This window comes from Streptomyces sp. NBC_01571, from assembly GCF_026339875.1.
GTDB lineage: Bacteria > Actinomycetota > Actinomycetes > Streptomycetales > Streptomycetaceae > Streptomyces.
In genome coordinates this window covers 1-20,543 of record NZ_JAPEPZ010000003.1, presented here as the reverse complement: position 1 = coordinate 20,543, position 20,543 = coordinate 1, and the positions used below count along the sequence as shown (strand labels likewise).

General features: G+C 67.5%; 19 protein-coding genes and 2 pseudogenes. 4 read left to right on the top strand and 17 right to left on the bottom strand.

Annotated elements, in window-relative coordinates; genetic code table 11:
- Positions 1–52 precede the first annotated feature (52 nt).
- The 6 genes from OHB41_RS48080 to OHB41_RS48055 form a co-directional block, all read right to left on the bottom strand.
- Positions 53–1,789 carry an ABC-three component system protein gene (locus tag OHB41_RS48080; protein ID WP_266708481.1) on the bottom strand — a complete coding sequence of 579 codons (1,737 nt, stop codon included), beginning with the start codon at positions 1,787–1,789 and terminating at the stop codon, positions 53–55.
- Positions 1,779–2,045, bottom strand: coding sequence for an ABC-three component system middle component 6 (locus OHB41_RS48075; RefSeq protein WP_266708479.1), 267 nt, complete (start codon positions 2,043–2,045; stop codon positions 1,779–1,781). Before OHB41_RS48075 ends, OHB41_RS48080 begins: the two co-directional genes overlap by 11 nt.
- Positions 2,042–2,983, bottom strand: a complete 942-nt coding sequence (locus OHB41_RS48070; RefSeq protein WP_266708477.1) for an ABC-three component system protein — start codon at positions 2,981–2,983, stop codon at positions 2,042–2,044. The genes OHB41_RS48075 and OHB41_RS48070 overlap by 4 nt, the downstream gene beginning before the upstream one ends.
- Complete coding sequence (locus tag OHB41_RS48065) at positions 2,980–3,939, bottom strand: DNA-binding protein (protein ID WP_266708475.1); 960 nt, start codon at positions 3,937–3,939, stop codon at positions 2,980–2,982. Before OHB41_RS48065 ends, OHB41_RS48070 begins: the two co-directional genes overlap by 4 nt.
- A 42-nt stretch (positions 3,940–3,981) precedes the next feature.
- A complete protein-coding gene (locus tag OHB41_RS48060) occupies positions 3,982–4,434 on the bottom strand; it encodes a TniQ family protein (protein WP_266708473.1) in 453 nt (150 codons plus the stop codon).
- 180 nt (positions 4,435–4,614) lie between these two features.
- Entirely contained in the window at positions 4,615–4,899 is a 285-nt protein-coding gene (locus OHB41_RS48055) for a hypothetical protein (protein ID WP_266708471.1), read from the bottom strand.
- Between the two features lie 15 nt (positions 4,900–4,914).
- Here OHB41_RS48055 and OHB41_RS48050 point away from each other — a divergent pair, with 15 nt between their 5' ends.
- Entirely contained in the window at positions 4,915–5,976 is a 1,062-nt protein-coding gene (locus tag OHB41_RS48050; protein ID WP_266708838.1) for a nucleotide kinase domain-containing protein, read from the top strand.
- 8 nt (positions 5,977–5,984) lie between these two features.
- Here the strand turns inward: OHB41_RS48050 and OHB41_RS48045 are convergent, their stop codons facing one another.
- Genes OHB41_RS48045 through OHB41_RS48030 form a run of 4 tightly spaced genes read right to left on the bottom strand, consistent with a single transcriptional unit; the run spans position 5,985 to position 8,387 of the window.
- Positions 5,985–6,773, bottom strand: a complete 789-nt coding sequence (locus tag OHB41_RS48045) for a thymidylate synthase family protein (RefSeq protein WP_266708469.1) — start codon at positions 6,771–6,773, stop codon at positions 5,985–5,987.
- A gap of 50 nt (positions 6,774–6,823) precedes the next feature.
- Entirely contained in the window at positions 6,824–7,702 is an 879-nt protein-coding gene (locus OHB41_RS48040) for an ImmA/IrrE family metallo-endopeptidase (protein WP_266708467.1), read from the bottom strand.
- On the bottom strand, positions 7,699–8,106 hold the full coding sequence (locus OHB41_RS48035; protein ID WP_266708465.1) for a helix-turn-helix domain-containing protein: 408 nt from the start codon (positions 8,104–8,106) through the stop codon (positions 7,699–7,701). The genes OHB41_RS48040 and OHB41_RS48035 overlap by 4 nt, the downstream gene beginning before the upstream one ends.
- A gap of 2 nt (positions 8,107–8,108) precedes the next feature.
- Complete coding sequence (locus OHB41_RS48030; protein WP_266708463.1) at positions 8,109–8,387, bottom strand: acyl carrier protein; 279 nt, start codon at positions 8,385–8,387, stop codon at positions 8,109–8,111.
- Between the two features lie 98 nt (positions 8,388–8,485).
- Between OHB41_RS48030 and OHB41_RS48025 the strand changes: the two genes are divergently transcribed.
- Positions 8,486–9,367: a nucleoside triphosphate pyrophosphohydrolase family protein gene (locus tag OHB41_RS48025; RefSeq protein WP_266708461.1), complete on the top strand. Its 882-nt coding sequence runs from the start codon at positions 8,486–8,488 to the stop codon at positions 9,365–9,367.
- Between the two features lie 12 nt (positions 9,368–9,379).
- Here OHB41_RS48025 and OHB41_RS48020 read toward each other — a convergent pair.
- From OHB41_RS48020 to OHB41_RS47990, 7 genes and pseudogenes are all read right to left on the bottom strand, one after another.
- Positions 9,380–9,760 (bottom strand): annotated as a pseudogene (locus OHB41_RS48020) (LexA family protein); the annotation flags it as partial.
- Positions 9,761–9,815: 55 nt separating this feature from the next.
- On the bottom strand, positions 9,816–10,166 hold the full coding sequence (locus OHB41_RS48015) for a hypothetical protein (RefSeq protein WP_266708459.1): 351 nt from the start codon (positions 10,164–10,166) through the stop codon (positions 9,816–9,818).
- Positions 10,167–10,179: 13 nt separating this feature from the next.
- Positions 10,180–10,437: pseudogene (locus OHB41_RS48010) on the bottom strand (helicase); the annotation flags it as partial.
- 145 nt (positions 10,438–10,582) lie between these two features.
- Positions 10,583–10,870 (bottom strand): HEAT repeat domain-containing protein, encoded by a 288-nt coding sequence (locus tag OHB41_RS48005; RefSeq protein ID WP_266708836.1) that lies wholly within the window; start codon positions 10,868–10,870, stop codon positions 10,583–10,585.
- Between the two features lie 1,226 nt (positions 10,871–12,096).
- On the bottom strand, positions 12,097–13,734 hold the full coding sequence (locus OHB41_RS48000) for a hypothetical protein (RefSeq protein WP_266708457.1): 1,638 nt from the start codon (positions 13,732–13,734) through the stop codon (positions 12,097–12,099).
- Positions 13,735–14,275: 541 nt separating this feature from the next.
- Positions 14,276–16,129 (bottom strand): AAA family ATPase, encoded by a 1,854-nt coding sequence (locus tag OHB41_RS47995; RefSeq protein WP_266708455.1) that lies wholly within the window; start codon positions 16,127–16,129, stop codon positions 14,276–14,278.
- A 53-nt stretch (positions 16,130–16,182) separates the two neighbouring features.
- Entirely contained in the window at positions 16,183–16,395 is a 213-nt protein-coding gene (locus OHB41_RS47990; RefSeq protein ID WP_266708453.1) for a KTSC domain-containing protein, read from the bottom strand.
- 983 nt (positions 16,396–17,378) lie between these two features.
- Here OHB41_RS47990 and OHB41_RS47985 point away from each other — a divergent pair.
- Positions 17,379–18,047 (top strand): helix-turn-helix domain-containing protein, encoded by a 669-nt coding sequence (locus OHB41_RS47985; protein WP_266708451.1) that lies wholly within the window; start codon positions 17,379–17,381, stop codon positions 18,045–18,047.
- On the top strand, positions 18,005–19,840 hold the full coding sequence (locus OHB41_RS47980) for an NACHT domain-containing protein (protein WP_266708449.1): 1,836 nt from the start codon (positions 18,005–18,007) through the stop codon (positions 19,838–19,840). Before OHB41_RS47985 ends, OHB41_RS47980 begins: the two co-directional genes overlap by 43 nt.
- The last annotated feature ends 703 nt before the right edge of the window (positions 19,841–20,543 follow it).

The following is a 20,543-nucleotide window of genomic DNA, read 5'->3' as shown; positions in this document are numbered from 1 at the left end:
GGGGGCGCGACGTTGTGCTGTGCGCGCCTGCTGCGGCGCTGTGTGGGAGAGATCAGTAGCGAAAGCCGAAGAGTCCGCCGGTTGGGGCGTCGGTCAGGATGGTTTGGAGGGCGTAGGGCTCGGCGTCGAAGCCCAGGCGGGTGGCTTTGGCGAGGTCGTCGGTGTTGAGGGTTGCGATGTACTGCATGTTCTCTTCACGGGTGACGTCTGCGGCGAGTTGCAGTGCGGCCTTGAGTTGTCGGTCGTCGACACCGTCGTACAAGTGGCTGTCGTGGATGAGGAAGTCCGGGCCGCGTCCGTGTCGGTGGGCGAGGACAGCAAGGGTGAGGTCGAAGCAGAAGATGACCATGTTGCCGATGCCACGGCTGTTGTCGCTGTCGATGCGTGGGGTGATCGTCAGGCTCTCGCGTCCGGCCTGGATGGCCAAGAAGGCCTCGCGGGGCCCGTAGAGGGCCTGGGCGAAACGAGAGAACAGCAGGGTGGCTTCGCTTGTCTGCTGTTCGCGTTCGTCGAGGTCGGTCTCGACGGCCTGCTGGAGCTGGATGCGTTTGGCGGTGATCTGGCGGGAGCTGGACTCCAAGGTCTGGGCCGCGTCGTAGCGGTGGCGCAAGGCTCCCAGTGCCGCTTGCTCGCGGGCGAGGGCCTGCTGGAGGGAGGTGAGTGCTTCCAGAGCGCCGCCTTCGTCGAGCTGGCGCAGCAGTTGCGCCTGCTCCTCACCCAAGCGGGCGCGCTCGGTGCGGCGCTCGGCGAGCCGTGCGGTGAGCTCGCTGATCTCTTCGTTCAGGAAGCGGCGCCGGTTGCGCACGATGGAATGGTGGAAGGCCTCGACCTCCTGGAACCTGCGGCGGACCTGGTCGCTGAGAACGATGCCGAGTTCACGGTAGGCGGGCTGCAGATACTGGGTGTCGACGTCGACTGTCTCAATGACTGCCTGTTGCAGTTCGTCGAGGTTGTACTGCTCGATGACATCGTCCTGGGAAAGCTGTTTGATGCGGCGACTGAGCTCGTCGGCCTGGTCCTTGAGGTGCTCGTACTCGGGTACGACCTGGAAGGCGGCGACCTGGCCTTGCAGGCGTTCGACCTGGGCCTCGGCCAGCGCGATCTGGCCACGTAGGTCGGCGGTGGAGCCGACGATCTGTCCCCAAACAGGGTCGTTCACGGCTTTGCGGAGCTGTTTGCGGGTAGCGTCGCGGGCGGCGAGCTGCCGGTATCCGTCGGCCAGCTGCCAGTCCAGGCCGAGTAGGTAGGCCAGGTTGGTGGTGGCGTCGGCGGCGGGCTGGCGGGAGAAGGTGCGTCCGGCTTCGTTGAAGCCGTGGGCCGAGACCCGGCGCGCGAGATAGGAGAGCAGGGTCCGGCCGCTGACGCCGGGGTGGTCGTCGCGCAGTCCGAACAGTTTCTGCTCGATCAGATGGTTCCACTGCTCGATGGCGACCTCGACCTGGCCTTGCGTCTCGAGGGCGAACAGGGAGTCCGGGTCGGGTGCGGTCACGTCGGGTTGGAGGGTGACGAACGCTGGCCGTGCGCCGCTGCGGCGTACCTTCAGCGTTTCGGTCACGTCAGGCCAGTCCAGGTCCAAGCCGAAGGTAATTGATCGCAGTGCCCGCTTGGTGAACGGGTTGCGGGTGCTGCCACTCGCGCCGAGCAGGAAGTGGACGAGCTCGACCAGGCTGGACTTGCCGGCGCTGTTGCGGCTGTCGGTGGACGTGGAGGCTTCGGTCTTGTCGGCGAGCAGCAGGTTCAGGCCGCCTTGGAAGGCAATCTCCTTGAACCGGGAATCGTCAGCACTCAAGCGACGCAGCATCTGCATTCCTAACGACAAGGAGGTCGTCGTGCAGTTCGACCGCACCGATCCCGTACAGGACGTCCAGGGACAGGACGAACCAGCCGAACGATACCGGGGAGTAGTGGTGGTGCTCCCGACGCCAGGCCTTCAGCCGCGCCCAGGTCTGGCTCACAGTCCGCGGCTCGTCCAGCTGAAGGAGGGCCTGGGCGCCTACAGCGAGCAGGCAGCGGTCCGGTGCGATCCCTTTGGTGGGTGTGATCACGGCTGCGCGCTCACCAGTCCTGCCGGGCTCCAGTCGCTGGGAGGTGCCTCGAAGATGTCGCAGCGGAAGAAGAAGTGCGCCAGGACAACCCATGCCGCCCGGTGTACCTGGGGCCGCTGGCGTTCATTACCCAGGACGTACATTTCCAGCTGCCACAGCACGTCGTCGGGGTCCCGATACTCCTGGCGCACCTGTTCGTAGAAAATACGGAATCCGCGTGCGACCTCGTCGTGTTCCAGAGTCCGGATACCTCCAGCGTAGAAAGCCTCTACCAGGGGGGTGTGCCGCATGCCGCGCAGCAGCGCGTCACGCGACTCGCCCCGGAGTTGGTTGAAGTCGAGCTTCTCCTCGCGTACCTGGGGCAGTTCCATGAGCGGATCGGCCTCGGCCCGCAGTTCCTTGAGGTGCTGTAGCAGCGGTGCCAGGTCGTCCATGCCCATTCCATACACGGTGGGTTTGACCGGGATCTCGCAGCCCAGGACGTCTTCGGCGAAGGCTAGGTCGAGACCCATGCACTCCTGCCATATGTGGCGGGTGCCCATCTGCTCGAAATCCAGGGCCGGGTGGTCAGAGTCTGCGGTAGAGAGCATGGTCGCGACCTGGGGGTGGATCCCTCGCCGGTCGTTATGGACGAAGACGAAGGTGTCGAACTGTCCATCGCGCTGTCGCACGGCGCTGGCCAGGTCTTTGATGAACTTCGTCTTGACGGCGGAGGCGCCCCCCGTCTGCGGGGCGTAGCAGGCGTAGAGCTTGCGACTGTGCAGGGTGAGCCCGTCCGCACCTTGATCACCGAGATTGCCGTGGGTCCGGACATCCAGGAAATTCGGGTAGCGCGTGACCATGACTCGGTGGAAGAAATCCTCGAACGCAGATTCGTAGAGGTCGGCCATCAGGTCGAGGAACTTGAGACGGGCATACATCCGCTGCTCGAACTTCACCCGGCCCCCTTACCGCAAAGAACGCCATCGTAGCTGTGCGCGATCAAGTGCGGAAAGGTTTCGTACACGCGGGTCTGCGTATGGGCGAACACCGCGGCCAGCTCCTCGGCGGCCAGACGGGACCACTGAGCCACCTCCTCCAGCGCCACCCCGGAGGCGACGGCTGCGGCGGCGGAATGCACGAGGGCCTGGTCGATCAGACCGGCACTGTGGCTGAGGTGCTCGAGCAGGGTGCGGGCCACCTCGGCGGTGGTGTCGCTGTGCACACCGCGCGACTCCACCAGCTGTTCGCGCGCCTCGTCGACCAACTGCGTGATGGGGAACCGTTGTTCGGTAGGAACGGTGGCCCGCCACCGGGTTCCCGAGCCGCCCGATTGGGCTTCTGCCGCCATGACGCGCAACTGGCCGGCCATCGTGGCGGGCTGCTGTTCCCGCTTCAGGTGCCACGGATCCTCCGGCCAGCCCGGCGGTCCCGTCTCGTGGCGGCGGGCGCGCACGATCGCGCCCTTCCAGCCGTTCAGCGGGCTGCCGTGGTCGGCCGCAAGTTCGGGTCCCAGCCAGGTGCGGCTCACCCGCTCACCCAGCCGGTAACAGAACGCATTGCCGGCGCCCCGCACCCGAGGCCGCATCCCGCCGCTTGCCTGCCAGGCCACCTCGGCCATTGCCGGCTCCAGCAGCGCCTGCGCCACGGCCACCACCTCCGGGAAGATCGCCGCGTCCCGGCCCACGATCCGCCACCACGCAAGCCGTGACCCCGCGTTGCCGCCCGCCAGCTGATGCAGACGGCGCGGCCAGATCTCCTCCTGCTCCCAGGACAGGGCCTGCTCCCACCAGCGGGCCACCACCGCATGCGCCAGCGTGAACGCCTGCTCCGGCTCCACCCCGGCCCGCAACGCACGCCGCGCCACGCCCGGCCACCGCCGCTGCGCGGCCACCACCTCAGCCGCGCCGCGCACATCGAGGTGTTCCAGCGACTGGTCGGCGTCAGCGTCCAGCAGTCAGCGCCCGTGCCGCAGGCAGACCCGATGCCAGCGCGGCAGGTAGCGCACCGCTCGCAGTGCCTGTCCGGTGCCCCGCGCGGTACACAGCCGGCAGCCGAACGCGGCCGGACCCGCTACCGTGCCCGCCGTCCGCCACCGTGCCTGCGCCAGGGCGGCGTCCCGGCTGTTGCTGATCTTGGGGTCGTCCATGGTGAAGGCAGGCAAAGCGCGCGCCAGTACCTCGGGCTCCACCCTGCACAACTCGGCGAGCACCCGCCGCCCGGCCTCGTTGAGGACGACCTCCGCGTCCGCCCGCGCACCGCCGCCGTCGTGCCGGGCGGGGGAGTTGCGGCACGTCCACAGCCGCAGCACACCGGCGGTCGGGAGACCGTAGCGGGCCGCCACACGGCTGATCAACGATGCGGTCAGCTCCCCGGCCAGCGGCACGGTCCGCAACACCCCCGCTGCCACACCACACCCCCGATGCCGTTCCCTGCTCCGGCTCGGTGCCAGCCCCACACGCGTCTCACAGCCAGCCCGCGGCCCCTGCCTGGGTGGGTTCGCGTCCGGCGGGCCGGCCGGGTTCCGAGGGCGGGCCGCACAAGGCTAGAGGTCACTGCCCAACTTCAGCTGCGGAAAGCCCCCGCTGAGTCACTGTGTGCGCGTGGGGCCGGGGGTACGGATGGTGGGCAGGTCGGGGCGTTCGTTGTCCGCGGCCAGGGCATCACCGGGCAGCCGCCGGTAGGCGTGGAGGAGAACGGCTACGGCGTCGGGACTCGCTTCGGCGGTGGCGACGAGTGCGGCCAGGATCTGGGAGCGGGAAGCCTGTTCGCCGGCGGCGACTGCGGCCCGCACGAGTATGTCGAGGCGCTGGTCGACGTCGTTGGGCCAGGTGACGAGTGTGTTGCGGCGGGTCTGCTGCCACAGCAGGTCCACGGTTCCCCCTTGTCCGTGCCAACTACCCTGTATCGAATATATATTGAGTGCATGGTGACGCTGCTGCAAGGACGCCGGAAGTCGGAGGGCTCGGGGGCTGCTGCTGCGGCCGGGATCCGCATTGCGGGGCGGATACTGCACCCGACTCCCGTTTTCGACACGTACTGGCGTTTTGCTGCGGCACGTCAGGCGGTGTACGAGGCGCGGCTGTCCGGTGGGCAGGGGCCTTGGACGAATGATCCGATCCTGTCGCGGTACCGGTTCACCAACTGCTACCGGGCCGCGGACCGGGTCAGCCAGGTCCTGATCGGCGACGTCATCTACGACGGCGAGGCGGAGTGGGAGGAGGTCTTCTTCCGCACCCTGCTGTTCAAGGTCTTCAACAAGGAGTCCACGTGGCGGCTGCTGACCGGGGAGCTGGGCGAGGTGCGGTGGGACGGATATGACCACCGGGTCTTTGACCGAGTGCTGTCGCGGGCATTCGCGGCGGGGGAGCGGCTGTACTCGGCCGCCTACATCGTGCCGCCGCCACAGCTGGGGGAGCAGCGCAAGCACCGCAATCATCTGCGGCTGCTTGAGATGATGATGACGTCCGGCGCCTCGGAGAAGGTCCTGGCGGCGTCAACGCTGCGGGATGCCTACGAAGTCCTGCTGGGCTATCCGGCCATCGGTCCGTTCCTGGCGTACCAGTTCGTGATCGACCTCAACTACGCGGCCGCGATGCCGTTTTCGGAGATGGACTTCGTCGTGGCCGGGCCCGGCGCGAGAGACGGGATCCGCAAGTGCTTCGGTGTGGCGGCCGACGGCATCGAGGCCGATGTTATCCGGTACATGGCCGACACCCAGGACGAGCACTTCGCCCGCCTGGGTCTGGAGTTTGCAGGGTTGCGTGGGCGCTCGCTGCAGTTGATCGACTGTCAGAACCTGTTCTGCGAGGTCGACAAGTACGCGCGCGTCGCCCACCCGGAGATCGCAGGGATCAGCGGCCGCAGCCGCATCAAGCAGACCTACCGCTCCTCGACGGCACCGGTGCCGGCCTGGTTCCCGCCCAAGTGGGGGATCAACGCGCCTTGCTGAGGCGGGTGTTATGCGGCCAGGGGCGGGGTGTCGCTCAGCAGCGGGCGTATGGCGGTGATCGGCCCGTCCAGGTGGGCGTGCCCGGCCACGACGGTCAGCGTCCCGACGGCCAGGTCGGCCTGGTCGGCGATGTAGGCGAGCAGTCTGCCCAGGCCCAGGTAGTTGCCGTAGGCCCGTTCGAACATGTAGTGGCTGCGGTACAGCGCCGCGGCGTGCACTCGGCCGTCACGGTCCAGCTGGAAAGAGACGTGGCTCAGGCAGGGGAAGCCGCGGTAGAGGTTGTCGCGGTCCGCTGCGTGCACGAGCAGCTCGGCCGGCACGTCGCCGTCGTCGGGGTGGGCGAGGTCCGCTTCGTAGGCCGCGGTCATCGGCCCCTTGCCCGAGGCCTGCTTGCGCAGCCGGCTGATGATGTTGCCGACCTGGTCGATGTCGGTCTTCTTCGCGCCGGGGTAGGCGACCAGGCGGCCGAAGTAGGTGCCGTGCACATTGCCCGGGAACTTCTTCAGCTGCGGGTACATGGCGCGGTAGCGGGACACGAGGTCGGCGTGATCGGCGGCTCGGGCCGCGAGGCCGGCTGGAAAGAGGGTGCCGGCGACGGTATCGATCGGCTCGTGCCGTTTGGCGGTGCGCAGCCGGTCCAGTTCTGTGCGGAAGCCCGTGTCGTCAGTGGTGGGGTCGGTGATGCGTACGACGGTGTGTAGGCCGGTGCGCGACGGGTTGTCCTTGCGGTCCAGGGCATTGCAGGCGGCGATCCAGGCGCGGGTGACGTCACGGCCGGTGACATCGAAGCTGATCATGAATCCTCCTGGCACGGTCGACGGGGTAAAGGAGTCCGGTGCGGCAGTGGTCAGTCCGGCCAGACGTCGTGCACACCGGCGCGGGGCGCGTCCCGCACCACCGTCAGCCGGACCGGCTCGTCCCTGTCGGCCGCCGACACCTCCAGCACGACCGGATCGCCCAGCTCGTCGGTCACCACGGCCGCCTGCTCTACATCCGTGCAGAGGGCCAGGCCCTTGGGCAGCGAGACGAACGCAGCTCGGGTGCTGCGGACGGTCAGCACGTCACCGACGTCGACGTGTATCTGCTGCCGATGGGATGACGTGGTGACGACATGGACCTGGGCTTCCGCAGACAGGGCCGCCCCGCCCGCCAGGGAATTGCGCAGTGCGGCCAGGGAGATCTTCGTCCACTGGCGAGCACGGTCGGCATCCAGCAGACGAAGGTTCTGCAGATGCCGCACGGTGCCCGCGTAGGAGGTGCCCAGCTCCCTTGCCAGCCGGTACACATGCTCTGGGCTGGTCGGCTGTCCCCGGCAGATTCGGTCGAGACCGGCCAACACGGCCGGGCGCGGCATGAGGAACCATGCGGCGAACGCCTCCGCGGTCTTCTCCTCGTCCGGCCAGCTGCCGTTGCCCCACCGCAGCGCCGGGCTGAGGTCGTCGTCGGCCGCCGTACGGTGCCGCAACTGGTGGTGCCCGAGCTCGTGGGCCGCAGTGTGCCGCTGGGTGACGATGTTCAGATTGGCGTTGATCAGCACGGCCGGCCCGTTGTCGGCGGGGGAGAGGTAGACGCCGAACAGGCGCGGCATCGGCTGCGCCATGCCGACGACTTCGGCTCTCTTCAATGCCTGGTGGACCGGTACGTAACGGCTGCGGTCGATGCCCAGATCACGGTGGGCCTGGGCAGCCGCGATCCCTGCGATGCGGTGCGCCACCGCCCAGTTCACCGCTGGCTGTCCTGTTCCGCGGAGTCATCCTGCTCCTTCTCCGCCGCCCGCCGCAGCGAGAGGTACTCGGCGAACTCCATCACCGTCTTCTGGTCGCCGTCGGTCAACTGGGCCAGTGCGCGCGGCAGTCCAGCCAGGGCGTACTCGCCGGCGTCCGCATCCTCTTCCTCGGCAAGGAAGTAGGCGACCGGCTGCCGGTACAGGCGGGCGAGCTTCTTCAGCTCCAGGCTGTCCACACGCCGCTCGCCGCGCTCGATGTCGCTGATCGCCGAACGGGGGATGCCGGTGTTGTCGGAGACGAACTGTTGCGACATGTTGAGGTAGTCGCGGGTCTTCTTCAGCCGTTCGCCGAGCCGGGTGAGTTCGGGATCGCGGGCTCGGGCGTCGGAGGATGGAGGGGTCACGATTACTGCCTTTCGATGATGGCTTCCCGTACCGCGCGGGCGAACGCCTGCACGGACCGGGTGGCCTCGGCCGACTGGCGGTCGGCAGGAATGGCGATGGAGTAGCGCTCCTCAATGCGCGTGAGGATCTCCACGATCAGGAGCGAGTCGACCGGCAACTCCGCTCCGCTGTCCTCGAGTTCGGCTCTCACCTCGGGTGCGGGCTTCTCCTGCAGTTCGGCCAGGAACTCGATGACGACCGAGGCGATGTCGTCGATGCCCGGTGTGACGGTACTCAGCATTCCACCCAATCGTCTGCATTTCCAACGTCGGTGTCCTACGATACGACAACGTCGAGGAATCCGACAGGCATGTCCCAAGATCAGACAAGGAGTGAGGCGTGGACTTCCAGCGCTACCAGCAGGCCGCCATCAAAACCCTCCAACCCCCCCCCATCGGGGACACGGACCCCGTCCTCATCCCCCTGCTCGGCCTCGCCGGCGAAGTCGGCTCCCTCGCCACCGCCTACAAGAAACACCTGCGCGACGGGCCCGCCCATGAGCAGGGCAAGCATCAGCTACGCGAAGAACTCGGCGACGTTCTGTGGTACATAGCCGCCCTTGCCCACCGCTTCGACCTCGACCTCGACGACATCGCCACTGCCAGCCTGGAAAAGACCAAAGACCGCTGGCGCACCACGCCCGACACCGAACACACCCGCTTCGACGACCACTTCCCCGACCACGAACGCCTCCCGCGCCAGACCACCCTCACCTTCACCCCCACCACCCGAGACGACGGCAGTACAGTCATCGTCCTCACCCGCGAAGACGGCGCCCCCGCTGGCGATCCCCTCACCAGCGCCTCCCACATCGAAGACGACTACCGCTTCCACGACGCCTTCCATCTCGCCCACGCCGCCGTCCTCGGTTGGTCCCCCGTCACCCGCTTCCTCCTCGGCCGCAAACGAAAGAGCAGCCCCCACACCGACGAAGCCGAAGACGGCGGCCGCGCCATTGCCATCGAAGAAGGCATCTCCGCGCTCGTCTTCTCCTACGCCGCCCGCCACCGCTACTTCGCCGACATCAAGCACATCGACAACGAACTACTCACCACCATCGGCCACATGACCGCCCACCTCGAAGTCAGCATCTGCCGCGCCGCCGACTGGGAGCACGCCATCCTCACCGGCTACACCGCATGGCGCCAGTTGCGCGAGCAGAACGGCGGCATCATCCACCTGGACCTCGACCAGCGCCTTCTCACCGTCGATCCGCTATAGCCCAGGCCCGGCTCAGCCGGCCCGCACCACCGGCCCGCCGCGGCTGTTAGACGCGCCGCAGTACCGCCACCAGGTCGCGTCGTCGCCGGGAATCGGCTCGTACGCCGAGTTGTGCGGGAGGAGCCAGACATGGCCGTCCTCACGCTTGAAGCGCTTGACGGTGGCCTCGCCGTCGAGCGTGGCGGCGGCGATGTCGCCGTTCTCCGCGACCGGCTGACGGCGGATTCTGACCCAGTCGCCCCCACGGATCGCGGCCTCGATCAGCGAGTCGCCGACGACCTTCAGCACGAACAGCTCACCGTCGCCGACGAGCTGGCGGCGGAGGGGGAACACGTCATCGACCGATTCCTCGGCGGTGATCCGGCCGACAAGCGGGACGTATGACGCGGCCGGCGGGCTGCGCGGAGGCGCCCTGGGCCTCTGTCGTGATGCTCATCCAGTCGGTCGGCTACGGAGCCTCCTTGCGAAAGAGAGACAGCAGGGTCCGGGCCGGCAGGGTGCCCGGGTCGAAGAACTGGGTGGCCAGAGCGGGCGGCACCGCCGTTCCCTGCATGCGGACCTCGTGGCAGGTGAAGCAGAACGCCGCCTCGAACAGCGCCAGATCGAGAGAGTCGTCGTAGGCCCGGACGCTCCAGCCCGGCGAGAAGCCGCAGCGGTGCTGTTCACTGCCGGGCAGGCTCTCGATCAAGGCCAGGGCGGGGTCGGCCTCGCTCCCGGCCCAGTGAGCAACCGCCGTGGCGGGGTACGGGACGTCCCGCCTGGTGGGAAGGGCGGAGATCCGTACGACCTCGATCAGCACGGTGGCGGTAACACACGGCCGACGCGAGCGAGAGCTTGTACAGGACAGGCCCGAAGACCTTTTCGTCGTCCATGGAAGCCGCCATCTCCCTCGGCAACGGATCCCGTACCCCCTCCGCGACCTCCCGATTGAGCTGCCGCTCTTCCCAGATCCGCGGCGTCGCCGTCAGGTACAGCCGACGGTGCGCCGGGATGACGGTCTGGTTGTGGATGTCCGCCCACGCCTAGCCCATCGAGCCGGACGTCCGGTGCGCCTCGTCCGTTGTACCGATCCTGAAGATGATCGGGATGTTCTTGAGCTGGTCCGATGCGTCGCGGACATGTTCGCGACGCATGGATTGAGGTGACAGTCACGGGGCCGATGACGTGCATGTCGTCGGGGCCTCGGGCGCAGCTTTGTGGCGGTAAGCGTCGTGTTTAAGGGATCTGTGCGGTGGCTCGGCGGACGCGTGCGCTGTTGTCGGTGCGGAGCCGCTCGGTGATGGCTTGGTACTCGATGCGTTCGTCCGGGGGGAGTTGGGCGAGGGTGTGGGCCAGGTTGTGGCGGACGGTGGTGTTGGGGTCCTCGGCGAAGAGGCGTGCCAGGGACGGATCCCGGTGATCGGCGCGGCCCCAGCAGATCACGGCGGTCTCCCGCATGGACGGTGAGGGGTGGGTGGCTGTCAGGGACGTAGGCGCAGGGGTCAGGCGGTCGAGTGCGAGCATGGTCTGTGCCTGCAGCCAGCCGTGGCCTGGTTTTTGTTCGGGATGGGTCAGGTGGGGGAGCAGGAGCTGTTCGACGCGGATGGCTTGTTCGGCGGTGGTGGCGAGGACAGCGGTGGCGTGCAGGATCTCTGCGGGCAGACGCCAGTCTCCTCCAGTGTTGATCTTGTAGCGGCTCAGGGGGTGTTGGGTGTGTCGGTCGAGGGCGTTGGCCGGGTGCTCTGTGAGATCTTGGTACAGGTCCATGAGCCGTTCGAACGTGTCGTCTCGTACGGGCGCCGGCAGGGTTTCAGCGAGGATGGACAGCGCGCGAACGGCCTCGGAGCGCCGGTCGGCAATGTCGGCGCGATCTTCGGCCCACAGCAGCAGATGCGCTGTGACACGCTCACGCAAGAGCCTGATCGGCTCGCCTGTGCCCACGCTGCTCTGGTCATCGGAGCATGTTGTGAGGTATGCCGCGCACTGTCGCGTGGAAGTCCCCATGGCATAGAAGGGGCGGACGGTCCCCACCGGTTCGGCCAGTACAGTGTCGGCCAGTTGCCGCGCGGTCTCGCCGACGGACGGGTCGTCCACCCGCCAATCGGCCAGAAGGGCCGGTGCCCCGGTGTGTCCTTGCTGCGCCCGTTCGCGTATCACTGACACGGCCGACGGCAGGTGGGCGCGAAGGCCGGCAAGCAGACCTTCAGCACCTTTTATGTCGAGCTTCCATGCATCCAGCAGGCCTTGGGCGGCCTGATCGGCTACAGGCACTTCGGCCTTGATGCAGGCACCGAAAAAAGCCAGCATCTGCTCATCGAAGAGCCGGGAGACGTTCGGCTCTCTGGGAATCCACTCGACCAACAGGGGCAGCACCTGTTGCGCTGACGCCGCTGGCAGTCGCTCATCGAGCGCTGCAAGCGCTCCGAGGGCCTCCTGGACCGGGTGGATGCCTGTCGACTCCGTCTGCGCGCCTGTGGTGACGATCTCCGTCAGGCGGGCGGCGATGCCCGCGACGGCCCTATCAGGAATGAGATCCGCCTGCTGGCCGATCACTGCTGCGGCCGCGCTGCATACCCACCGTGCACGTACCTCCAGGAGGTCGCATACATCGAGGTACTCGAGAAGCGATGCGGCGGCGGAGCGTGCGTCCTTTCTGCGGCCGGCAAGGACGAGTTGACGCACGGCGTGCATTGTTTCTCCGGCGCGGTTGAAGACTTCGCCGTAGCGCTGGTGGGCGAGGTTCTCGTCGGTCAGCGCACCGGAGATCCGGTCCTGCCACAGCCACTGGTGCGAGGCCCGCAAGGCGTCCGGCAGTCTGTCGTCGACCAGGGCTTCCAGCGCGCTGACGGCCGGGTTGAAGGAAAGGCCGACGAGCCGTGCGCCCTTGGCGCCGACCGTGCGGGCCGAGAGCATGGCCTGGGACGCTTCCCTGAATCCGGCGTTGTATTGGTCGGACAGAAAGGAAATGGACCGCAGGGCGTGCCGGGCGTCACCTCCCAGGCCCTCTCGGGTAGCGGCCAGCACAGCGCGCCGGTAGACCTCGATGGCCTCGCTTCCGTGGTCTGCAAGGGCCAGGGCGCGGCCGCGGCGCATGTGCACCAGGACCGCAGAGCGTTCCGGTATGCGGCCGCCCAGAGCGCGCCGGTCAAGGTCGGCATAGGCCTCTTCTGGGCTCTGTCCGGCTCGTATGGCCAGGTCCGCCAGACAGCACTCCAGCCGAATCCGCAAAATCCCTGCCTGAGAGGTGACAACCTCGGAAGCCAGATCAGCCAGCCCGCCGTATGATCGTCGGGGTGTTCATCGGCAACGATCTGCTCGATAACCGCCAGCACCAGGCGGGCTGCCAGGGGATCGCCCGCCTGCACCACAGCCACCAGCGCGGTCGTGACCGGCGCGAGGTTGTATCCGTACTCGAACCAGTCCCCCAGGGCCTTCAAGGCCACATAGATCTTGGATGCGGTGCCGCCGGCGTCGGAAGCCAGCCGTTCCAGGTGCTGATCCACGAACATGTGATCGCCGGTGTCATACCGGTCGAGTATCAACGTGGCCGCGACGGTGAAGGCCGCGTCGGCCTGTCCTGCGGACGCCAGCAGGTCGCGTTGCCGTGTGCGCAGCTGGTCGGCATGCCCGGTGAATGAAGCCTGTTCGAGTTCAAGCGCCAGATCGCCGAAGAGCTCGGCAGCCGGCCCTGGTTCGGTCTCCGCGAGTTGCTGCGCGCGGTGGAGGGCGTCCGCCAGGCCCAGGTGCTCGAGCGGGTCGTTCAACAGTGTGTAGCCATGGGGCAGGGTCGGAACCGGTGGCGTCTCTACCCCGCAGAATGCCTTGGCCCATTCTGGACCGAAGACACCAGCGACAAGGTACGGGCGTTCCCGCAGGAACCGGGAGAGGGAGTATGCGTCGTACAGCTCAATGCCTATGTCGCCCCTGTAGGTCTCTTGCAGGGCGACGAGCTCGTCTTCCACGGCAGTGTCGTCGACGACGCACCCCGTTGTCAGGACAAAACGCGCCGCGTCGAAGCGTCGTTCGGACCACCCCTCGTCGGGGGTTGTAGTGCGGGGTGGGCCGGTGAAGTCGGTGACGGCCGTGCGGAGCGCTGACGCCGACAGGGAGACGATCCTGCGTACCTGGTAGACGTGCGTCTGGCCTTTTCGCCTGCCGATAAGGTCGAGTCCGCCCTGGTCCTGCCCGGAGCGGCCGTAGCCACGGATGTCGTTCATCCCGTCGACAAGCCACATGACCTCGCCGACCACGCGCTCGAACACAGGCGGGGACAGCTCGCCGAAGGGCAACACTTCGGGGGCAGAAAGGGGTGGGGTGAGGAATAGTTGACTCCGCCGGCTGACAAGCGCCCCGAGACGGATGTCTTTTAGGGGCAGTTCAGCGGCCATCCTGCGCTCCTTGCGACCGGTGGTGCCTGTGTGCGTCAGGCACGGATGTTATCGGGATGGAACACCATAAACAGCGGTGCTGCTTCGCGACCAGATTGCCGTCCGGTATGGCCGCTCTCGCTCGGGACTGGGCGTGTCCGGATGATGCGGATATTAGTGAAGGCTGCCGCCAGGGTCGCGAGGCCTGCTTGACCAGAGCCGATATGCGTGTGACAGCGTCAGTCGGCACAGGGAGCTGAACGCGTCCGTCCGGTTGTCAGTGGCAGGTGGCAGTCTTTGAGCATGGCCTTCCGGGGAAAGTGTCTATATCGAAGGTATTCCGACGTACACGGGCGGTGCTCCATGGGCGGTGGTCGGGTCATACGCGTGCATCGCAGGGACCTGCCGTCTCCTGACGGCTGCCGCTGGTGTGGCGACGATCCGGGTCACCACGGTTCTCAGTGGGTGGCCTCGGCTGGTCTGCATACGTGGGAGGCACCGACGCCGCAGCAGCGGCTGATGCGTATGAAGGCGCGGCGCGCGGCGCGTCAGGCAGGGGCGGCTACCAAAGATGCGGCCCCGCGTCCTGCGCGCGACTGACGAGAGCGTCGAAGACTGCGGACAGGGCGGCGGGGATACGGTCCTGGGCGAGGTGTGCGGCGATGCCGACCATGAGGTCTTCCTTGTTTTTCGGTCCCTCAGGGGAACCCCCCTTGAGCAGGGCCAGCAACTGCGAGCTGAACTTGCCTGCCCGCAGCTCTTCGATCTCCTGGGGCTGCCAGGGGCCGCGTTCGGCGTTCGGCTTCCACAGTGCGTTGGCTGTCTCAGCCCAGTCGTCGTTGGTGAACAGGTCTTCGAGCTCGTCGGGGGAGCCGAGGTAGAGGCACTCCTGCTTCAGGTCGAAGCCGTGCTCCTTGAGCTTGTCGTCTCGGAAGACGTGCTTTTGGTTGGTGCGGCTGTCTTTGTCGACGACGAAGGCGACGTCGCGGCCGTGGTCTTTGAGGAACCGGGCGAATCGCAGTGCGCCTTCGTTGCTGCCGCCGGCCCACAGGCAGATCCCGGCGGACTGGATCGGGAAGCCGGCGTGCTTGCGGAAGAGGATGGGGAACGCGGATGTCTCGGATACGCCCTCCACGGCGACGAAGAACCGCTCGTGCAGGAGGACGCTGTTGCGGAAGCCCAGTGTGGTCGCGATCGTCGACAGGTGCCGGCGCACGTCCTTGTCTGCGCTGTCCTCGCTCAGTACCTCCGCCCGAACCCGGCCCTCCTGGGTACGCAAGTGCACCACGGAGGAGATGTCGACGCCGTCGATCAGGTTGAGCGAGTGCGTCGCCACGATGACGCGCGCGTTGGGCCGCGAGGACTGCAGCTGGAGGAGCGCCATGATGCGCCGCTGATGGGAGTAGTCGAGGTGGGTGTCGGGCTCGTCGTAGACGAACAGGACATCCGACTGGGGCGTCTGTGTGGCGTCGTGCTGACCCAAAAGTTCGTTGCTGCTCTCCCACAGAGCCAGTGAGATCCGACGCGAGCGGCCGGTGCCGGCAGACGACAGCGGGAAGCGGCGGCCCTGGGAGTCCATCACGTTCAGCTCGACGCCGACCAGCGCCGGACGCACCTGTACCTGGGGAGCCAGCTCCACCGACGGCAGGGCGCATCGCTGCGCGATGTGACTGCGGATGCTGTCGATGTCCTCTTTCAGCGACTCGGCGAGATAGTCTTCAAGATCCGTTACTCGCTTGGCCACTTCGTCGGCCCGCGTGTATTCCCGCAGCCGGGAGTTGAGCAGACTCTGGATCACGGCCTCGGGCGCCTGGACGGAGTCTCCCTTGAAGTACACCATCGTCGGCAGGGCCGCAGCCGCCTCGGAGTCCGCCGGCACCCACGCGTCGATCTGCTTCATCTGCTGAGCCAACGCCGTAAGCGGCTGCTCCCAGCTGGTCCTGGCATTCGCCTGCCCGACCGGCTCGACCCCGTGAGCGGCCGCGAGCTCCTTCAGCCCCGGCAGCTTCACCGCCGCCAGGTCACGCAATTGAGGGTCTTGGCAGACACGGCGATGGACCTCCAGGAACATGCCGGCCTCCGGCCGGAAACGCCGCCGGATTCGTACCTGTTCGGGCAGCTCGAGACGCAGCTGCTCCTCGGCGCTGAGGCTGAAACTGCCCGTTACGACCGTCTGGGGCACGCGCGCGTGCGGGGCGGCTGCGTCGCCCGCCGGTTCCTGGCGGTCGCCGTCGCCGACGTAGGTGAGATCGTGCTCGCTCAGTGCTGTTCCGTGCAGCAGGAAGTTCAGCGCGTCCAGAAGGGCGGTCTTCCCGCCCTCGTTCTGTCCGGTCAGAACCGTCTGGGAAAGGACCGGAACCCCGGCGACGTCCTCAAGGCAGCGAAAGCCCTCGACGGAAACGGAACAGATCTGCACGCGTGCCTCAACTCGACAACGATGGACGGGACCTGGATGGAAAGACGGGTGCGTCAACCCGAGACGCGGCGGTAGACGTAGCGGCCCTTGACGAAGCGGGCCAGGAAACCGCCCTTGCTGGGAGCCGCCATCAAGGCCGTGTGCACGTCCGCAGGCACGTCGTTGTAGCGGTACACCCCTCCGTCGTGAAAGACGACTTCAAGCACACGCTCCTGCTGGCTGTAGCCCACCGACCGGACATGCGAGGAGCGAACCTGCTCGTGCAACAAGACGCCTCCTGCGGCCAATGTGTCAGGCGTTGCGTGATCGACCGATAATAGCGCCGCTCAGGCGGAGTTGGCAGAAAACGGCCGTCCTCGACCCGTCCCGGCGCTCGGGACGAATGCACAGCCGCTCGTCGGCGCGAACGCCAGAGATCTGGCCGCTTACCCGTCGGTCTCTGAGTCACGCCTGCCCCCTGAGAATGCCTGCCGTCAACGTGACCCGAGGGGTCGTTCTGGCGTGTGGGGGTGACGGACTTTACCAACCGTCACCTGGGTGTGTGTGACGTTCGCGTGGAGTGGTCTGCGGGGGTGGGGGAGGGGTGTGGACTCGGGAAGCGAGGGCGCCGCCGGTGGGGCGGTCCATGGTCTGAGGGGGCGGCACGCGGGTGGGTGGTCGGTTGGTGGTGGGTGAGTTACGCGTGCAGGAGATCGTCCGTGGGGAGCCGCCAAGACGATCGGGTGGCGCGGCGACGGACCGAGTCTGGGGTGGCGTCCCCGCGACGGGGTTGGGGGCAGTCCGGCACCCGGCTGCCCGGTGACTACTGGTCCGCCCTGGCCGGCCGGGCCCGGTCGCATCGGCAGCCCTTTTGGAGTCCGGGAGGTGACCGGGGCCTGGAGCGGGGACCGCTGCGGCAACGCGCCATTCTCGGTGGGCGTCCAGGAGTAGGCGGCGTTCCCCGGGCTGTGAGTCGCGCAGAACCATGCGGAGCGTGATCAGGTCCCGTACCTCCCTCAGGGCACTGATTGGGCGATGTGGGCGACGAGTCGCCAGCAGGCGGATTAGCGTGACCAGAAGCATCGGTGCCGCGCCGATGAGCAGGTTTTCGTTCACGGGTGTCTCCTCTTGTCGTGTTCCAGACCAGGCTCCTGCGTTGCGGGAGCCTGGTGATCTGCGGGTCTCCTCAGTAATAGCCGGGCCGAGTGGCCGAGGACCGGGCGCCGAACGGCTCGGAAGGACTCCGAAGAACGCCGAAGGGGGGCGGCAGTTGGACGAGGCAGAGGGGGCGGTCTCGGGGGAAGAAGCCGAAGCGGGCGTGATCGGGCCGACGGCGGCAGTGGTGCCGCCGGAGCCGCCGCGGCTCCTGCTCAGCCGGGCTCTGCGCAAGGCGATGGATGACAAGGGCCTGAGCCAGACTGCCCTCGCCAAGGCCGCAGAGATTAGCCAGGCGGCCGTGAGCAACGCACTCAACGTCAGGCGCAGCACGCCCAGCACGGAGACGGTCAGCGCACTCGCGACCGTGCTCGGCATCACCGGCGCGGATTTGGTGGCGTTCCGCCACTACCGGGCCCGCGCGGCGGAGCCGACGATCTCGGGACCCCCGAGTGAACCGGCGGTGGAGGCTTATCCCGAAGGCGAGGACAACGGTGGCTTTGCGGCATCAGGCAGCCGCCCGGCAGCCGACCCTTCCCACCACGCCGGTCACCCCGCGCACCCGCTCTGCTCCCCGGACCTGCGCCGCTATCTGGACGCCGTCATCCGCTCATCCGACGTCCACCCCTATCCCGGTGTTCTGCCGGGCGTGGACCCGCCGCCGTTGTCCGTGGTGTATCTGCGCCAGCGGGCCCGTGCGCAGATGCTCGCCGACGGCGTACCGGCGTGGGCGCGGGGCTTATGGACGCCGACACCGTCCTTGGCGGGGACAGCTCCTGCCTGATCCTGGCCGGACCCGGCGCCGGCAAGTCGAGCCTGCTGCGGACCGGACTGACCACCTCGGTCGGCCACTGGAGCTCCGGTTTCCGCGAGCGAGGACTGGCGGTGCTGGTCAAAGCCGCCGATCTGGTCGACCAGGTGACACTGCCTGAGGCCATCGCCCGCAGTGCCACCGCCGAACTCAGCGATCATGGAATGCTGGAGGCGCTGCTCCCCGAGTTCTTCCGTACCCACCCTGCCCCGGGCCTGTCCTGGCAGGTGCTTGTCGACGGCCTGGACGAGATCGCCGACGCCGGCTCACGCCGTCGGATCCTGACGATGATCGGCAAAGTCCACAGGCATCAGCAGGAGGACCTCAAGGAGCGGAAGCGCAAGAAACTACCAGCCGTTCAGCCCCTCTACCAGTTTGTCGTCGCCACCCGCCCCCTGCCTCGCGGGGAGATCGCGGGAGCTTCCTTCCGCCAGGACGTACTTGCCCTGCAGCTCGAGCCGTTCGCACCCGCGGACCTGCGCAGGTTTGCCGCGGGCTGGTTCGGCGCCCTCGAACTGCCACTTCCTGAGCGGGCCGCTGACTCCTTCATCGCGGCACTCGACCGCACCCAGCTGGCGGAGCAGGCACGCAGCCCGCTGATGGCCACGATGCTGTGCCAGGTGTACGCCGCGGATCCCGGCCGTCGGCTCCCCACCGGCCGTATCGGCCTTTACGAGCGCTTCATCGACCTCCTGTACGAGCGACAGCACGCCGCAGGCAACTCGGGTGCAAGGTTCCAGGCCAAGGCGGCGTTGTGCCGCTACGGCGAAGAGGCCGTCAACCGGGCCGAGCACACCCTGGACCGCCTGCCGGACATGATCATGAAAGCGGCGGCAGACCTGCGGAGGGGCTCACCCGGCCCCGTACTCGGTTTGCTGGCGGACCATCCGGACGCCGTCCGTCGGAGGCAAGTGCCGCACAAGGTGTGGGAGGCGTTCCTCGACCAGAGCCTACGCCGCAGCGGGTTGTTGACCCCGCGCGACGGCCGCCTGGTCTTCCTGCACCAGACCCTGCTGGAATACCTGGCTGTCCGTCACGACACCCGGGACCGGGCAGCCTATCGCCGGGCCGTCCGCAGGGCCTTCGGCTCGCCGCTGCTCTGGTGGCTGGGGCGCCACCGGGCGTTCCGCGACGAGTACTTCTTCCTGGGATTCCTCATTGAAGCCGCCGAAAGCAAAGGGTTCGACACGGCCCGCGTGTTGCGCCCCATGGCCAAATCCATCCCCGGAGCCCGGTTCATGGCTGAGCAGGCCGCGCTCGGGACCCAGATCTCCGGTGCGGTCTTACAGATCGCCGCCGACAGTATCGCGGACGCGATCACCGATCCCCGCTCGATTGAAAGTCCGCTCGACCGCGATCTTGCCGCAGAGGAGTATCTCGCCGACATCGCGTTCCTGGTGGACCTGGGCGACGGGTACCGGGCCGCCGACCTGGCTGCGCCCCTCGCCGACGAGGGCAGCGTGTTCCCCGGCTACCGCGTGGACGCGGCCTGCATAATGGCCGACCTCGGCGACGTACGAGCCACCGACGTCCTCTTCGCGCTCGCCTGCGGATATCCCGACGGGCCAGCCCGCATCAGCACTTTCAGGGTGGAGGCTGCAGTCAAACTGCTGGACGTGGGGGACGCGCGGGCTACGGACCTCCTGGCCGCCTTCGCCACCAACCGCCGTGTCCAGGCGTGGGACCGGCGCCACTGCGCACAGCGACTGGCCGCATCAGGCGATGCCCGGGCCGCCGGTCTCCTTGACGCATTGGCCGCCGAATAGGAGCCGGAGAAGGAGACCGGCGGCCGATCAGCCGCTCCCCGTACGGCTCATGAGCCGGCGGCTGAGGCTGAGGACGCGTCATGACGTCGGCTTGGTTCGTCCCTGCCCGGCTTACCAGCGCTGGGTTGTCCGAGCATGATCCGACTCGTGCACCCTGGCTCGTGCGGAATCTGGCCTGGGTACCCGTGGCTGAGATCGGATCTCCGTTCCGGCCGCCCGCAAGCTCATCGACGCCGCACTGGATAGTTCCCGGGACGCCGCGCTGGGAGCCTGACGGCCGGTTAGGCGCGTGTGGACGCTTGGTTGGTGTTGGAGTGGGTGAGCACCGGGAGGGTGCTCACCCAGCCTGACTGTGCGCCGGAGGCGCGTGGGCTGTGTGGCGGGGGGTACGGGTTGTGGGGCACCAGGCGGGTACCACATCTCTCTCTGATGGCCCCTCACACCCGTAGCAGTCCGGCAGGGTTGGGCCCGGAGGGACCAACCCTCTCCGGATTCCGTGGAGTTCTCCCATCGCGGAATCCGCCACTCAACTCTGTTTTTCACTCCAGGAATTCGGAGAATTCCTGATGCGCCCTCAATTCGTGCCGGAGGCACGCAGGTTTATGAATTTCTCCCGGAGGGTGAATTCATAAACCGCCGCCGGAGGCGGAATGCTTTTCGCGCGGGGACGCGCGAAACGAGCGAAGCGAGTATTCGGCTTCGG

Coding starts and splice junctions, on each gene's coding strand:
- OHB41_RS48045 (WP_266708469.1), bottom strand. CDS start 6,773: ATGATCAGCTTCGATGTCACCGGCCGTGACGTCACCCGCGCCTGGATC.
- OHB41_RS48030 (WP_266708463.1), bottom strand. CDS start 8,387: ATGCTGAGTACCGTCACACCGGGCATCGACGACATCGCCTCGGTCGTC.
- OHB41_RS48005 (WP_266708836.1), bottom strand. CDS start 10,870: ATGCTCGCACTCGACCGCCTGACCCCTGCGCCTACGTCCCTGACAGCC.
- OHB41_RS48000 (WP_266708457.1), bottom strand. CDS start 13,734: ATGGCCGCTGAACTGCCCCTAAAAGACATCCGTCTCGGGGCGCTTGTC.
- OHB41_RS47980 (WP_266708449.1), top strand. CDS start 18,005: ATGGACGCCGACACCGTCCTTGGCGGGGACAGCTCCTGCCTGATCCTG.